This window comes from Bradyrhizobium sp. AC87j1 (assembly GCF_002936975.1).
GTDB lineage: Bacteria > Pseudomonadota > Alphaproteobacteria > Rhizobiales > Xanthobacteraceae > Bradyrhizobium > Bradyrhizobium shewense.
On the sequence record NZ_PTFE01000070.1, the window covers coordinates 1 to 15789 of the forward strand.

The following is a 15789-nucleotide window of genomic DNA, read 5'->3' on the forward strand; positions in this document are numbered from 1 at the left end:
ACCAGCACCGCGACGAAGTCCTATCTGGCGCTATCCGGCGGCGGCGCCGATGGCGCCTACGGCGTCGGCGTGCTCAACGGCTGGACCGCGGCCAGAACCCGTCCCACCTTCTCCGTCGTCTCGGGCGTGAGCACCGGCGGCTTGATCGCGCCGTTTGCGTTTCTGGGCTCGCAATACGACGACACGCTGAAGGAGGTCTATACCAGCGGCATCGCCGAGACCCTGTTGAACGATCCCAGCATCATGCGCGTGCTGTTCGGATCCGGCCTGTTCGGCAACACGAGGCTGCGCGAACTCGTCGCCCGCTATGTCGGGCCGGAGATCATGGCGCAAGTCGCGCGCGAGAATGCCAAGGGCCGAAAGCTCCTGGTGGTGACGACCGATCTCGACACCCAGCGCACCGCGATCTGGGACATGGGCAAGATCGCCGCGGTCGGCACGCCCGAGGCGCTCAAGCTGTTTCGCGACGTGATGGCGGCCTCCGCCAGCATCCCCCTGGTGTTTCCGCCGATCATGATCGACGCCGAGGGTCAGGGCCGCAAGTTTCAGGAGATGCATGTCGATGGCGGCGTGACCGCGCCGGTGCTGACGCTGCCGGAAGCCCTGCTTTTCCAGGGCAACCGCCTGCCCGGCAACGCGAAGATGGACATCTACATCCTCGTCAACAAGAAGATCGAACGCAATTTCGAGCTGGTCTCCAACGGCACCATCGATGTCGCCTCGCGCAGCCTGTCGGCGATCACCCAGTCGCAGACGCGCTCGATCATCTTCTCGACCTATGATTTCGCCAAGCGCAACCGCCTCGGCTTCCACCTCTCCTACATCGCGCGCGAGTATCCGGCGCCGCCGTCGGAAGGGTTCGACACCGCCTATATGCGGGCGCTCTACCAATACGGATATGAGAAGGCCGCTGCCGGTCAGGCCTGGAGCTCGACGGTGCCGTGAGCTTCCGGAGACGGAACGAGGCCCTGCCGAAACCGTTGACGATACGGCCAATTCGGCCAGATTCGCGATGACGCCTCCGCTCCTGCGCGATATAGAGCGAATGACGACCTTTAGAAACGCGCAGGAATCATTGGGCATGGGATTGACTGCGACCAGGACGAGACCAGCAGCGCCGCGGCGCGAGGTGCCGAAATCCCGCGGCGGCCGGCCGACGAAGACCGCCGCCATCGAGCGCGACCAGCGGCTGATCGAGGTCGCCACCCGCCTGTTCCTGGACCGCGGCTTCGACGCCACCTCGCTCGACGCGGTCGCGGAAGCGGCCCGGGTCAGCAAGCCCACGGTCTATTCCCGCTACGGCGACAAGCGCGGCCTGTTTGCCGCCGTGCTGAGGCGCGAGATTGCGCGCTGGCTTGCGCCATTGTCGGCCGCCGCCGAGACGCAGCTCTCCAGCGCCTCCGACATCTCGGTCGAGCAGCGCCTGGTCGAGATCGGGCGCGAGATGCTGACATTCACCTGCGGACCCGACGCCGTCGCCTTCAGCCGCATGATGACGTCGCAGGCCATCAACTTCCCCGACGTCGCCAAGCTCGGCAAGGAGGAAGGCTGGATGAAGGCCGTCGCCACCACGGCGCGCTTCTTCGACCATCTGGTGGCGCAAGGTGCGCTCGACGTCGAGGACACCGACATCGCGGCGGAAGTGTTCCTCGACGTCGTCGTCGGTCACACCCACCGCATGGCGACGTTCGGGATGGCGCTCGAATTGAAGGTCGCCGAAAAGCGGATGCGCACGGCCATCAAGCTGTTCCTCGCCGGTGCGCTAGGGCCTGCCGACCGCGTCCAAAGCACCACCAAAGGCTCGCCGCGGCGACGCCCCCCGCGCTGACAATTCCGTGAGATTGCGCGCTTTCCCCATGGGAAACCGCCCGCGCCGTTGACCAAAATAAAACGATACGGTATGGTTTAGTTATAAGCGATACGGACCGCTTTTTTCACCAGCCCCAAAAGTGGCCCGTACCGCTGAGATCGCCGTACCGGGTACAGCCCGGTGCGGCGCTCCGCGGCCGGCCGATGCCCAAGGCCGGCCGCGAATTCTTTACGATCATCCGGCACACTCGCTGGCCGAGGGTTTCGAGCATGACGACAACCGAACGATGGACCTCGCGACTGCTTGTGATCGCCTTGCCTGCGCTGCTCATCGTCGCGCCTGCGCGGGCGATCGTGACCGCGGGTACGCCGACCGCCCTTCACAGCGACACAGATGGTGATGCCGAGGCCGACCGCCAAGCCGTCAGCCGTGAGATCGAGCGTTTCCGCAGCTCGTCGATCTCGATCAGCCAGGCCATGTCGATCGCCGAAGCCCGGCACGCCGGCGCCACCACGGCGGATGTGAGTTTTGACGGGGCCGCCCGCGTGCCGGTGTACCGGGTGAAGACCCTGCACAACGACCGGATCTGGCGCCACACCATCAATGCTACGACCGGCGAGCTCGTCGGCGGCGAAGCCGCCCTCCCCCTCACTGAGCTCGACCACGACGATCGCGACAACCTCGCAGCGCTCGGTGCAATCAGGCACCGCCTCGCCGATGCCGTGCGCGTCGCCGAACGCGCCGCCTCGGGCAAGGCGATCAGCGGCGGGCTGGTGCGCGAACGCGGCCGGCTGAACTTTTCGATCGTCGTCGTCAGCGGCGACGACCTCAAGGAGGTCACCCTCGAGCCGCCGGGCGCCAAGACGAAATAGCGGGAGTCCGGCCCCGGGCATCGACCGGGGCGAAAAGCCATTGACGGGCGCAAGACTCTCGCCCATAAGTCGCCGCCATGTTCACGACCACCAAACGCACGACCAAAACCACCACGGCCTCAGGGGCCCGGGGAGGCGTGCGCGCGTAGTCGTCGACTAAAACGCATCAGCTCTACGGCAAGCCCCGCCCTCGATGGTCCGGGGCTTTTTTGTTGTCTAATTCGCAATTCAATGGAGGACAAAGTGAGTAACGATCCCGTCGTCGCGATTGTCGGCGTCACCGGTGCGGTGGGCGCCGAATTCATCGCCACCATGGACAAGCGCGGCTTTCGCGTCGGCAAGCTCAAGGCGCTGGCCAGTGCCCGCTCGGCCGGCAAGACGGTGTCGTTCCGCGGCCAGCCGGTCGTGATCGAGGAGCTGACCGAGCGCTCCTTCGAAGGCGTCGATATCGCCCTGTTCTCCGCCGGCGGCAGCATCTCCAAGAAGTATGCGCCGATTGCGGTGAAGTCCGGCGCGGTCGTGGTCGACAATTCCTCCGCCTTCCGCATGGACCCGAACGTGCCGCTGGTGATCCCCGAGATCAACGCGAACCGGATCCGCGACCACAGGGGCATCATCGCCAACCCGAACTGCGCCGCGATCACCGCGCTGGTGCCGCTGTGGCCGATCCACCAGAAGAACCGCATCAAGCGCGTCATCATCTCGACCTACCAGGCCGCTTCCGGCGCCGGCGCGGCCGCGATGGAGGAGCTCGTCGAATCCACCCGCGCCAATCTCAACGGGCAGGTCTATACGCCGAAGGTGATGCCGCACCCCTACGCCTTCAACCTCTTCAACCACAACACCGCCGTCGACCCTGACACCGGCTACAACGACGAAGAGACCAAGGTCATCAAGGAAACCCGCAAGATCTTCGAGGACGAGACCATCGCGATCGGCGTCACCTGCGTGCGCGTGCCGGTGCTGCGCGCCCATTGCGAGGCCATCACCTTCGAATGCGAGAAGGAGATCACCGAGGATCAGGTCCGCGCCATCATGGCCCGGGCGCCCGGCGTGAAGGTCGTCGACGACCGCGTCAAGAACTACTTCCCGATGCCGATCGACGCCTCGGGTCAGGACGACGTCCTGGTCGGCCGCATCCGCAAGGACCTCAGCGATCCCTCAGGGCATTCGATCTCGATGTTCGTGGCAGCCGATCAGCTGCTCAAGGGCGCAGCGCTGAATGCGGTGCAGATCGCGGAGCTGTTGCCGCAGCGGGTGATGGCGTAGTCGATGTCTTAGCAACTGGTATCGTAGGGTGGGTAAAGGCGCGCAAGCGCCGTGCCCACCACTCTCACCCCCTATTCAAGAAAGACGTGGGCACGCTTCGCTTTGCCCACCCCACAGCGCCAGCGCTTAGCCGCGCGACCTGAAGAGCAAGCACGCATCGCCATACGAATAAAACCGATACCCGCTCGCAATCGCATGAGCATACGCCGCCTTCATCGTCTCCAGCCCCGAAAACGCCGACACCAGCATGAACAGCGTCGACTTCGGCAAATGGAAATTCGTCATCAGGACATCGACCGCGCGAAAGCGATAACCGGGCGTGATGAAGATCGAGGTCTCGGCCGCGAAGGGCTGGATGGTGCCGTCTTCGCTCGCGGCGCTCTCGAGCAAGCGCAATGACGTGGTGCCGACGGCGATGATGCGGCCACCATTTTTCCGCGCACTGTTGAGGCGCTCCGCCGTCTCGGCCGAGATCGTGCCCCACTCGGCATGCATCTTGTGGCCTTCGGTATCGTCGACCTTCACCGGCAGGAACGTCCCTGCCCCGACATGCAGCGTGACCTGGTTGATGCCGACCCCGCGCGCGCGCAGCGCCTGCTCCAGCGCCGGGGTGAAATGCAGTCCCGCGGTGGGCGCTGCGACCGCGCCTTCGTTCACCGCGAACATGGTCTGGTAGTCGGCAAGGTCCTGATCGTCGGGCGTGCGCTTGGAGGCGATGTAGGGCGGCAGCGGCGGGCTGCCGAGGTCGGCGATGGCCTGATCCAGCGCCGGGCCGTGGAACGAGAACGACAGCGTCACCTCGCCCTCGAGGCCCTTGGCCTCGACCTCGGCATCGAGATGGCCGAGCAGGCAGACCTTGCCTTCATTGCCGAAGCGGATGCGGTCACCGGCCGTGAGCTTCTTCGCCGGCTTCACCAGCGCCTGCCAGCGCGAGCCGTCGAGCCGCTTGATCAGCGTCGCCTCGATCCTCGGCTCGGTCTCGCGGCCAATGCGGCGGCCCTTCAATTGCGCCGCGATCACCTTGGTGTCGTTGACGACGAGCTGGTCGCCCGGCCTCAGCCATTGTGCGAGGTCGGCGACGGTCTGCTCGCGCAGCGCGCCGTTCTCCACGACCAGCATCTTCGCGGAGTCGCGCGGGCTCGCCGGGCGCAAAGCGATGCGCTCGGCGGGCAGGTCGAAATCGAACAGGTCGGTGCGCATGTCGGGCTCAGCGCCGTGCAGTCACGCCTCATCCTGAAGAGCGCGGAACGCACGTCTCGAAGGATGAAGGCCCGGCTGCATCAGCTCGGCCTTCATGGTTCGAGACGGCGCTTCGCGCCTCCTCACCATGAGGGGAAACGATTACTCAGCGTCCGCCGCCATCCGCGCCTTGACGATCTTGTCGGGGTTCTGCACGGGCTCGCCGCGCTTGATCTTGTCGACGTTCTCCATGCCCTCGGTGACCTTGCCCCACACCGTGTACTGGTTGTCGAGGAAGCGGGCATCGTCGAAGCAGATGAAGAACTGGCTGTCGCCGGAATCCGGGTTGGCGGCGCGCGCCATCGAGGTAGTGCCGCGCACATGCGGCTCCTTGTTGAACTCGGCCTTCAGCTTCTTGCCCGAGCCGCCAGTGCCGGTGCCCTGCGGGCAGCCGGTCTGCGCCATGAAGCCGTCGATCACGCGGTGGAACACGATGCCGTCGTAGAAGCCCTCCCGGACCAGTTCCTTGATGCGCGCGACATGACCGGGCGCGAGGTCGGGCCGCATCTCGATGGTGACCGGGCCCTGGGTGGTCTCGAGGATCAGGGTGTTTTCGGTGGCGCTCATGCTCGTCTCTCTTGAGTTGGAGGTGAAGTCTTGTCAGGCGCTTTGCGGCTGCGGAACTGGATCGCGAATGGACGTCCCGCGGCGGCGCCGGCCATTGCCTCGGTAAATGGCATCGGCGTGCAGCGTTGCAACGCCTCCATCACCGCGATCCGGTATTGCAGCCGGTCATTGTCGGAGGCCTCCGCGGATTCATAGGAGATCCTCGGATGGCCCAGAATGTCGCCGGACCGGTTAAAGCTCACGACGACGGTGATGTCGAGTGGGCGAGCCTTGGCGGCCGGCGGTGGTTTCCAGCAGGTGCGCAGATGCCGGAAGATATCCTGGATGGTATTGACCTGCCTATCCTCGGCGGCCGCACTGGACACGCCGAGCAACAGCACCGCAGCAACCAGCAGGAGCTTGTCGCCACAGCGCGCCATCGCCCTCTCCTATTTGATGTCGGAGGCGACCTGCACCTTCACCATCTTGTCGGGATCGGTCACGGCGCCGCCGGCCGAGCCTGGAGGAGCCTTCTTCAGCTTGTCGACGACGTCCATGCCCTGCACGACCTCGCCGATAACGGTGTACTGGTTATCGAGGCTGCCGCCGTCGGCGAACATGATGAAGAACTGCGAGTTGGCACTGTCGACGCTGTCGCCGCGCCGGGCCATGCCGACGATGCCGCGGGCGAAATGCACCTTGGAGAATTCCTGCTTCAGGTTCGGATATTTCGAGCCGCCGGTGCCGTTGAAGTTCTGGCCGTCGCCGGTCTGCGCCATGAAGCCGTCCATGACGCGATGGAACGGCACGTTGTTGTAATAGCCCTCGCGCGCGAGCTGCTTGATGCGCTCGGCATGCTGGGGCGCGATATCGGTGCGCAGCTTGATGACGATGCGGCCCTTGGTGGTGTCGATGACGATGGCGTTGGCCTTGTCGAGATTGGCCGGCAATTGCTGCGCCACCGCCGGCACCGCGAACAGAAGCGCGGCAAGGACTGCGAGAATTCGGATCATGACAACTCCGGATCAGAGAGAAAAGGAAACGCGCCGTTATGCGGCGAATTTTGCCTTGAGCTGGGCCGCAACCTGGGGCGGGACGAAGGTTGAGACGTCCCCACCCATGGCGGCGATCTGGCGCACCAAAGTGGCGGTGATCGGGCGGACCATGGGAGACGCCGGCAGGAAGACCGTATGGACCTCGGGCGCCATGGCCTCGTTCATGCCGGCGAGCTGCATCTCGTAGTCGAGGTCGGTACCGTCGCGCAGGCCCCGAATCATGATCGTCGCACCGTGCTTGCGCGCTGCGGTCACCGACAGATCGTCAAACGTCACGGCTTCGAGCACACAGCCGGCCTGGGCCGCCACCGGCCCGCAGACGTCGTGGAGCATCTTCAGCCGCTCCTCGGTCGAGAACAGCGGCTTCTTGCCGGGGTGGACCCCGATCGCGACCACGAGCCTGTCGCACAGGGAAGCGCTGTGCCGGACCACGTCCAGGTGGCCATTGGTGATGGGGTCGAAGGAACCTGGGTAGAAGGCAATGCGCGGCATGGCCCCCTCCTACCGCGCCCGGCCCGGCCCGGCAAGCCGGGCCGGTTCCCCAGCCGTTTCCGGCGAAAATCCCGCCGGCCGCGTCGGCAATGGCCGGTTTGTTTCGTCCTGAGAGCGACCACGAAACAAAGCGGCGCGGACACGAAACCATTTCCCGTGCCGGCGAAGACGTCCGGAAACTGGCCATGGTTACTAATCCGGCCAACGAATGACGGGCCGCACACTGGGCGTAGGCGGCCGCATCACAGGGGACTGTCAAATGATCAAGGCTCTTTCAGCGATCGCTCTGTCTGCGTGTGTCGCCGCCGCCCTTACCCTCCTGCCCGGCTTTGCCCCGAGCGTCGAGGCCAGCGTGCCGCAGCCGCTGGCCAAGAGCGACCGGCTCGATATCCGCGCCATCGGCAAGGACTGCTCGCAGCAGGCCTGGCCGAATTTCGAGGCCTCCTGCCTGCGCAAGGCCGGCACCAAGGCGAATGTCCGCGAGGCTCGCCTCGTGACCGCCAACCGCACCCCGTAGGCCTGTCAGCTTCACGTCACATAATCCCGATGGAGTTTTGCGACGTCTCGTCGCAGACTGCGTTGCTCGCGCCCGCCGGAATGGCCCGTCGGGCGCGATCCCATCGGGGGGTTGCCATTGTCCAGTACGCCCGCTGTCGCCTCCGGCCACCATCCTGATCCGCTACCGCTTGCCATGACCATGGGCGCCCTCGGGGTAGTCTATGGCGATATCGGTACCAGCCCGCTCTATGCCCTGAAGGAAGCCGCCAAGGCGGCTGCCCATGGCGGCACACTCAGTCACGACGCTGTCCTGGGGATTGCCTCGCTGATCCTCTGGGCCCTGCTGCTGATCATCTCGCTGAAATATGCGCTGCTGATCCTTCGCGCGGACAATCGCGGCGAAGGCGGCATCGTCGCGCTGCTGGCGCTGCTCCATGCCCGCCACGCCCAGCCAGGCACATGGCGCGCCCACCTCCTGGTGGTCGGGCTCGTCGGCGCTGCCCTGCTCTATGGCGACGGCGCGATCACGCCGGCGATCTCGGTGCTCTCAGCCATCGAGGGCCTCAAGGTCGACGCCCCCTCGCTTGCGCCGGCCGTGGTGCCCGTGACCGTCGCCATCCTGATCGGCCTGTTCATGATGCAGAAGCAGGGCACCGGCTTCATCGGCCGCATCTTCGGGCCGGTGATGCTGGCCTGGTTCGTCGTGCTCGCGGCGCTCGGCATCCACGGCATCGTCAAGGCGCCGGCGGTGCTGGTGGCGCTCAGCCCGCTCTACGCCTTCGACTTCCTGATCCACCAGGATTTCCACATCTCGTTCGGAATTCTCGGCGCGGCCTTTCTCGCGGTGACCGGCGGCGAGGCCATGTACGCCGACATGGGACATTTCGGCCGCCTGCCGATCCGCCTCGCCTGGTTCGCCATCTGCCTGCCCGCGCTGGTGCTGAACTATTTCGGCCAGGCCGCGCTCTTGATCACCGATCCCACGATGATCGAGAACCCCTTCTTCCAGCTCTGTCCCGACGCCCTGCACTATCTGCTCGTCGCATTCTCGACAGTCGCGACCGTGATCGCCTCGCAGGCGATCATCTCCGGCGTGTTCTCGCTGACCCAGCAGTCGATCCAGCTCGGCTTCCTGCCGCGCATGCTGATCCGTCACACCACGAGCGACGCGATCGGCCAGATCTACGTGCCCCTAGTGAACTGGCTGCTTGCGGCTGCGACGCTCGGGGCGGTCCTGAGCTTCGGCACGTCGGACGCGCTTGCCGGCGCCTACGGCATCGCGGTGTCGCTCCTGATGGCGATCACGACGCTGCTCGCCGCGCTGGTGGCGATCCAGTGGGGCTATTCGCCCTGGCTGGTGGTTGCCGTGAATGGCTTCTTCTTCGTCATCGACGTGATCTTCTTCTCGGCCAATTCGGTCAAGCTGTTCGAGGGCGGCTGGTTTCCGCTGCTGCTCGCCGGCCTCGTCGCCTTCATGATGCTGACCTGGCGCGCCGGCGTGAAGCTGGTCGAGGCCGCGAGGGGCCGGCTGCGGCAGCCCGAGGAAGATCTGATCGAGACCGCCGTGAACAAGTGCAGCGCAAGACTGCCCGGGACCGCCGTGTTCCTGGCCTCCGCACCGCGCGGCGTGCCGCTCGCGCTCACCCAGTTCGTCAGGCACAACCGCGTGCTGCACGAACGCGTGCTGCTGGTCACCGTGCTGATCGAGGAGTTGCCGCACATCGCGGACGAAGAACGCGCCGAGGTGATCGAGATCATTCCCGGCATCACCCGCGTGATCCTGCATTACGGCTTCATGCAGAACCCGACGATCTATGAAGGCCTGAATCTCGTCTGCCGCCAGAGCAAGCTGCCCGGCATCGACCTCTCCGACATCACCTATTACGTCGGCCGCGAGACCATCATTCCCAGCGAGGACATTCCGGGCATGTGGGTTTGGCGCGAAGGCGTGTTCGCCTTCCTCCAGCGCAACGCCGAACGCTCTGCTGCGTTCTTCGGCGTGCCGACCAAGCAGGTGGTGGAGTTCGGCACGGAGCTGGAGATTTAGGGCGGCGAGTAGTGAGTGGCGAATAGCGAATTGAGCAGCTCACCCAATTCGCTATTCCCTATTCCCTATTCGCCATTCGCCCCGTTGCCGCTCTCGGCCTCTTCCGTGATGTGCTCGACCGAGACGACGTGCTCGTCCTCGGCGGTGTCGAACACGATCACGCCTTGCGTCGAGCGGCCGGCGATGCGGATGCCTTCGACCGGGCAGCGGATCAGCTGGCCCTTGTCGGTGACCAGCATGATTTGATCGGCATCCTCCACCGGGAAGGACGCGACCAGATTGCCGTTGCGGTTGTTGACGCTCATGGCAACGATGCCTTTGCCGCCGCGGCCGGTGGTGCGGTACTCGTAGGACAGGGTTCGCTTGCCAAAGCCATTGACGGAGACGGTCAGCACGACCTGCTCCTGCGCCGACATCTCGGCGTAACGCTCCTGCGCGAGCTGGAAGCTGCCGGAGGTCTCCTCGGCCTCGGCGTCCACGGCAGCGTCTTCGGCCGCAGCTTCGCCGGCGACGGCGCGGCGCATCTTCAGGTAGGCCGAACGCTCATCCGAGGTGGTCTCGACATGGCGCAGGATCGCCAGCGAGATCACCTTGTCGCCTTCGCCGAGCGCGATACCGCGCACGCCCATCGAGGTGCGCCCGGTGAACACGCGCACGTCGGGGACCGGGAAGCGAATGCACTGGCCACCGGCAGCGGTCAGCAGCACGTCGTCGCGCTCGGTACAGATCTGCACGTCGACGATCGACTCGCCGTCGTCGAGCTTCATGGCGATGATGCCGGAGCGGCGGACGTCGACGAAGTCTGACAGCTTGTTGCGGCGGACATTGCCACCTGTCGTGGCGAACATCACGTCGAGCTCGCCCCAGGTGGATTCGTCCTCCGGCAGCGGCATGATGGTGGTGATGCGCTCGCCCTGCTCCAGCGGCAGGATGTTGATCAGCGCCTTGCCGCGCGCGTTCGGCGCGGCCATCGGCAGACGCCAGACCTTCTCCTTGTAGACCTGGCCGCGCGAGGAGAAGAACAGCACCGGCGTGTGCGTGGAGGCCACGAACAGGCGCGAGACGAAATCCTCGTCGCGGGTCTGCATGCCGGCGCGGCCCTTGCCACCGCGGCGCTGGGCCCGGTAGGCCGACAGCGGCACACGCTTGACGTAGCCGGCATGGGACACCGTGACGACCATGTCCTCGCGCTGGATCAGGTCCTCGTCCTCGACCTCGCCTTCCTGCTCGATGATCACCGTGCGGCGCGGCGTGGCGAACTCGGCCTTCACCTCGGCAAGCTCGGTCTTGATGATGCCCAGCACACGCTCGCGCGAGCGCAGGATGTCGAGATAATCGGCGATCTCGCCGGCGAGCTTGTCGAGCTCGTCGCGGATTTCATCACGGCCGAGTGCGGTGAGGCGCTGAAGGCGCAGGTCGAGAATGGCCCTCGCCTGCTCCATCGACAGCCGGATCGTGCCGTCCGCGCTGATGCGGTGACGGGGATCGTCGATGAGGGTCAGCATGTCCTCGACATCCCGGGCCGGCCAGTCGCGCGACATCAGGGTGTCGCGCGCAGTGGTCGGATCCGGCGAGGTCCGGATCACGCGGATCATCTCGTCGATATTGGCCACCGCGATCGCCAGACCGACCAAAATATGGGCGCGATCGCGCGCCTTGGCGAGCAGGTACTTGGTGCGGCGCGTGACGACCCGCTCACGGAAGTCGACGAAGATCGCGAGCAGGTCCTTCAGATGCATGATCCGCGGACGGCCGCTGTCGAGCGCCACCATATTGACGCCGAAGCTCGTTTGCAGCGGCGTGAACCTGTAAAGCTGATTCAGGACCACATCCGGCACGGCGTCGCGTTTCAATTCGATGACGACGCGGTAACCGTCGCGGTCCGATTCATCGCGCAGGTCGCCGATGCCCTCGATCTTCTTTTCCTTGACCAGTTCGGCGATGCGCTCGACCATCGTCGCCTTGTTCACCTGGTAGGGAATCTCGGTGATGATGATCGCCTCGCGCTCCTTGCGGATGGTCTCGATCGCGACCTTGCCGCGCATGACGACCGAGCCGCGGCCGAGGTGATAGGCGGCGCGGATGCCCTGCCGCCCGAGAATGACGCCGCCGGTCGGGAAATCCGGTCCCGGCACGATGTTGATGAGCTCGTCGATGGTGAGCGCGGGGTTGTCGATCAGCGCAACGCAGGCGTCGATGACCTCGCCGAGATTGTGCGGCGGGATATTGGTCGCCATGCCGACCGCGATGCCGCCGGCGCCATTGACGAGAAGGTTCGGGAACTTGGCCGGCAAGACCGACGGTTCGGTCTCGTTGTTGTCGTAGTTCGGCTGGAAGTCGACGGTGTCCTTGTCGATGTCGGCCAGCAGAGCCAGCGCGGCCTTGGTCAGGCGCGCTTCGGTGTAACGATAGGCGGCCGGGGGATCGCCATCGACCGAGCCGAAATTGCCTTGGCCGTCGATCAGCGGCACGCGCATCGAGAAGTCCTGCGCCATGCGGACCATGGCGTCGTAAATCGACTGGTCGCCGTGCGGGTGATACTTACCGATGACGTCACCGACCACGCGGGCGGATTTGACGTACTTCTTGTCGGGCGTGTGCCCCTGCTCGTTCATCGAGAACAGGATGCGGCGGTGCACCGGCTTCAGACCGTCGCGGGCATCAGGCAGCGCCCGCGCCACGATCACGCTCATGGCGTAGTCGAGATAGGACTTCTTCATCTCCTCGAAGATGGAGACGGGGCGAATATCCGAGGGTTGCCCCGGCTGGTCGCCGGGCTTGTCGTCGTCAGCCAAGGGGGAATCCGGTGAGGTTTTATCTGGGAATCATATAGCGCATCGAGCCCCTGATAACCACCCTTGCAGGCTTCAGGGAAGCGCTTTTTCCGCTTATTTTTCCAATAACTTACGGCTGTACGGAGGGCGCCTCGGAGGGGCCCGGAACAGGCCTTCCGAAATCACCTCCGCGACCTCGTCAATCGCGCGGCCGGCGTGCGCCGTCGACGCGATTGCGCCGGCGCGATCCGAGTTCAACCCAAACATGAAGCGGGCCCGGAAATCCCGAGCCCTTTCTGCGGATTAGTAAGGTTTGCTGACACGAAATGGGAAGGCGCCGCTCAGCCGGCCAGCGCCCCCTCATCGTCCGGTCCGTGCTCAGAACGGGATGTCGTCGTCCATGTCGCTGTTGCGGCCACCGCCGCCGGCGGCCACGGGACGGCGCGGTGCGCTGCTGACGGGTCCGGAGGAGCCGAAATCGCCGCCCGGCTCGTCGCCGAAGCTGCCGCCTCCTCCGCCGCCGCCGCGACCGTCGAGCATCGTGAGCGTTGAATTGAAGCCCTGGAGCACGACCTCGGTCGAGTACTTCTCGACGCCGCTCTGGTCGGTCCATTTGCGGGTCTGGAGCGCGCCCTCGATGTAAACCTTCGCGCCCTTCTTCAGGTACTGCTCGGCGACCTTGCAGAGCCCTTCATTGAAGATCACGACGCGGTGCCACTCGGTCTTTTCCTTGCGCTCACCGCTGTTCTTGTCGCGCCAGGTCTCGGAGGTGGCGATGCTCAGATTCGCGATCGGCCGCCCGTCCTGGGTGCGGCGGATTTCAGGATCCTTGCCGAGATTTCCAACCAGAATGACCTTGTTGACGCTTCCCGCCATCGCCGCTCTCCACTCCGAATGCCACTGAATTTCCTAAGGCCGAGCGCGCTGCCCGCGTTCCTCTGCGCCCTGTTAAGGCGACCCTATACGCTTGCAGGGGCTGCTCAGCCCGTCACCCCCAAGGTTATCCCCACATATAGCACCGACCGGCGGTCCGTTCCAGATTTGTTCCTGCAGAAATCGCTGCCAAATGTGGAGACGGGATGGCGCCTAAATGGCGCCATGATGGCAATTGGGATGGAACCAAATCGGGTTCCCGTGAATGACAAAAACCATTTAACATTCATTAAGTTAGAGGAAGGCCGATTACCACCAACTGTTGCGCTCCGGGCACGGACTCTGCCGCAGAATCGAGCTATCGTCGTGCCTGGAATTGATGCAATGGGCCTCGCGCCTGATAGTCCGCCTTGGGGAACTCAGAGAGGCGGACACGACTGGGGAGATTACAGTGAAGAAGATTCTGATTGGCTTCGCCGGCGCGGTTGCGCTGACCCTCTCGGCTCCGGCCGGTGCTGCCGACCTCGCAGCACGTCCCTATACAAAGGCGCCGGTCGCGCCGCCCGCTCCGATCTATACCTGGACCGGCTTCTACCTCGGTGTGCAGGGCGGCGGTGCCTGGGGCCGCAGCGACGAAACCTTCTTTGGCGGTCCGAATACGGCGCTGTTTGCTGGAAGTCAGAACTACGACACCACCGGCGGCTTTGTCGGTGGCGTGGTGGGCTACAACTGGCAGGCGGCCAACTGGGTGTTCGGCATCGAGGGCGACTATCATTGGGCTGACATCAACGGTCGTTCGGCCGAGATCAATGCCGGCCTCGGCGACACCTATTTCACGAGAATCCGCGGCTTCGGCGACATCAAGGGCCGTCTCGGCTACTCGACCGGCCCCGCTCTCTTCTTCGTCAGCGGCGGCGCTGCGGTCGGCGACATTCAGCATCGCTACGATGGCATCCCCGGAAACGTCTTCATCCAGAACAACACCCGCTGGGGTTGGACCGTCGGCGCCGGCGCGGAATACATGTTCGCTCCGAACTGGTCGGCCAAGGTCGAATACAACTATATCGATTTCGGCAAGAGCACCATTCAGTACAGCCCCGTCGTGACCAACCGGTCCGAGTGGACCGATACCGTCCACACGGTCAAGGCAGGCGTGAACTATCACTTCAACTGGGGTGCGGCCGGCGTCGCGCGGTACTGATATCCCTCTGACATCGTTGAAGTCTAAGGCCGGCCTCGCGCCGGCCTTTTTCGTTTGGCGCGACATGAGTGGAGGCAATAAGTCAGTAACCATCACCTTTTCGACCGATGTGGCTTTTCGGAGACACAACTTGCGGCTTTGGTGGTGTAAGCACGGCGTTAGTTGGGCCGTTGAGTCCGCTGCCCTTCCGGTCAGGAAGGCAACAACAGAAACTGGGACTGGGATTAGTTGAAAATGAAGAAGGTTTTGTTGGCTTCGGCCTGTTTGTTCGCTCTCGCTGCGCCCGCTTCGGCGGCCGACCTCGCAGCCCGCCCCTACACCAAGGCTCCGATCGCTCCGGCAGCGGCCGTCTACAACTGGACCGGCTTCTACCTCGGTATCGTCGGTGGCGGCGCCTGGGAAAACGCTTCCGGCGACCCGAAGATGAAGGGTGGCTTCGTCGGCGGCACCGCCGGCTACAACTGGCAGGCCGGCAACGTCGTGTTCGGCATCGAGGCCGATGGTTCCTGGGCTGACGTCAGCGCCTCGGCGACCGCTCTCGGCATCACCGTGTCGTCCAAGACCGACGCGCTCGGCACCGTCCGTGGCCGCATCGGCTGGGCCGTCAACAACGTGCTGTTCTACGGCACCGGTGGTTACGCCTGGATCGACAACAAGGTCAGCGTCAGCGCGCTCGGCGTGACTGTCTCCGACAGCAAGTTCCACTCGGGCTGGACCGTCGGCGCCGGCGTCGAGGCGTTCTTCGCTCCGCAGTGGTCGGTCAAGGGCGAGTACCTCTATCGCAGCCTCGGCGGCGAGACCTACTTCTCCGGTCTCGGCGCTCCGATCACCACCGGCACGCTCAACTTCCACACCGTGCAGGTCGGCGTGAACTATCACTTCGGCGCCCCCGTGGTCGCCAAGTACTAAGCTACACTTCAACGCCTCGCGTTACGAAAGGCCGGCCTTGCGCCGGCCTTTTTGTTTTTTGCGCGCCAACCGGCTCGCTCGCGTTTTCGCAGAGATGTGGCGCCCGGGTGACACAACCTTTGGCTTTAATGGTGTAAAGCAATGACATTAGTCGGGTCATAGGTCCGCTGGCTCTTCCGCTTTCCGGAAGGTCAGAACGAGGAA

General features: G+C 64.6%; 15 protein-coding genes. 8 read left to right on the forward strand and 7 right to left on the reverse strand.

The window, feature by feature from the left end:
• The 4 genes from CV770_RS28670 to CV770_RS28685 form a co-directional block, all read left to right on the forward strand.
• Positions 1-945 (forward strand): patatin-like phospholipase family protein (locus CV770_RS28670; RefSeq protein ID WP_104464768.1); only part of this gene is annotated, 945 nt, incomplete at its 5' end.
• A gap of 136 nt (positions 946-1081) precedes the next feature.
• Positions 1082-1828: a TetR/AcrR family transcriptional regulator gene (locus tag CV770_RS28675; protein ID WP_201760085.1), complete on the forward strand. Its 747-nt coding sequence runs from the start codon at positions 1082-1084 to the stop codon at positions 1826-1828.
• 251 nt (positions 1829-2079) lie between these two features.
• Complete coding sequence (locus CV770_RS28680) at positions 2080-2682, forward strand: PepSY domain-containing protein (protein ID WP_201760086.1); 603 nt, start codon at positions 2080-2082, stop codon at positions 2680-2682.
• A 231-nt stretch (positions 2683-2913) separates the two neighbouring features.
• Entirely contained in the window at positions 2914-3951 is a 1038-nt protein-coding gene (locus CV770_RS28685) for an aspartate-semialdehyde dehydrogenase (RefSeq protein ID WP_104464771.1), read from the forward strand.
• A gap of 126 nt (positions 3952-4077) precedes the next feature.
• Here CV770_RS28685 and queA read toward each other — a convergent pair whose 3' ends face one another.
• The 5 genes from queA to coaD form a co-directional block, all read right to left on the reverse strand.
• Positions 4078-5151 carry a tRNA preQ1(34) S-adenosylmethionine ribosyltransferase-isomerase QueA gene (queA, locus tag CV770_RS28690; protein ID WP_104464772.1) on the reverse strand — a complete coding sequence of 358 codons (1074 nt, stop codon included), beginning with the start codon at positions 5149-5151 and terminating at the stop codon, positions 4078-4080.
• A gap of 141 nt (positions 5152-5292) precedes the next feature.
• Positions 5293-5757: a peptidylprolyl isomerase gene (locus CV770_RS28695; protein WP_018317921.1), complete on the reverse strand. Its 465-nt coding sequence runs from the start codon at positions 5755-5757 to the stop codon at positions 5293-5295.
• Positions 5754-6176, reverse strand: coding sequence for a UCP034077 family protein (locus tag CV770_RS28700; protein WP_104464773.1), 423 nt, complete (start codon positions 6174-6176; stop codon positions 5754-5756). Before CV770_RS28700 ends, CV770_RS28695 begins: the two co-directional genes overlap by 4 nt.
• A gap of 9 nt (positions 6177-6185) precedes the next feature.
• Entirely contained in the window at positions 6186-6749 is a 564-nt protein-coding gene (locus CV770_RS28705) for a peptidylprolyl isomerase (RefSeq protein ID WP_028144511.1), read from the reverse strand.
• Positions 6750-6785: 36 nt separating this feature from the next.
• The gene (gene coaD, locus CV770_RS28710; protein ID WP_104464774.1) at positions 6786-7283 is read right to left on the reverse strand and encodes a pantetheine-phosphate adenylyltransferase; all 498 of its coding nucleotides are present in this window, start codon (positions 7281-7283) and stop codon (positions 6786-6788) included.
• A 259-nt stretch (positions 7284-7542) separates the two neighbouring features.
• Here coaD and CV770_RS28715 point away from each other — a divergent pair, with 259 nt between their 5' ends.
• Positions 7543-7800: a hypothetical protein gene (locus CV770_RS28715; RefSeq protein ID WP_018317917.1), complete on the forward strand. Its 258-nt coding sequence runs from the start codon at positions 7543-7545 to the stop codon at positions 7798-7800.
• A gap of 174 nt (positions 7801-7974) precedes the next feature.
• Positions 7975-9828 (forward strand): potassium transporter Kup, encoded by a 1854-nt coding sequence (locus tag CV770_RS28720; protein WP_104464775.1) that lies wholly within the window; start codon positions 7975-7977, stop codon positions 9826-9828.
• 65 nt (positions 9829-9893) lie between these two features.
• On the opposite strand, the gene gyrA is transcribed toward CV770_RS28720, so the two are convergent.
• Together gyrA and CV770_RS28730 are read right to left on the reverse strand one after the other, a co-directional pair.
• Positions 9894-12623 carry a DNA gyrase subunit A gene (gene gyrA, locus CV770_RS28725; protein ID WP_104464776.1) on the reverse strand — a complete coding sequence of 910 codons (2730 nt, stop codon included), beginning with the start codon at positions 12621-12623 and terminating at the stop codon, positions 9894-9896.
• Positions 12624-12980: 357 nt separating this feature from the next.
• Positions 12981-13478, reverse strand: coding sequence for a single-stranded DNA-binding protein (locus CV770_RS28730; protein WP_018317913.1), 498 nt, complete (start codon positions 13476-13478; stop codon positions 12981-12983).
• A gap of 448 nt (positions 13479-13926) precedes the next feature.
• Here CV770_RS28730 and CV770_RS28735 point away from each other — a divergent pair, with 448 nt between their 5' ends.
• Positions 13927-14676 (forward strand): outer membrane protein, encoded by a 750-nt coding sequence (locus CV770_RS28735; protein ID WP_091963335.1) that lies wholly within the window; start codon positions 13927-13929, stop codon positions 14674-14676.
• Between the two features lie 234 nt (positions 14677-14910).
• Complete coding sequence (locus CV770_RS28740; protein ID WP_091963333.1) at positions 14911-15585, forward strand: outer membrane protein; 675 nt, start codon at positions 14911-14913, stop codon at positions 15583-15585.
• Positions 15586-15789: the final 204 nt, after the last annotated feature.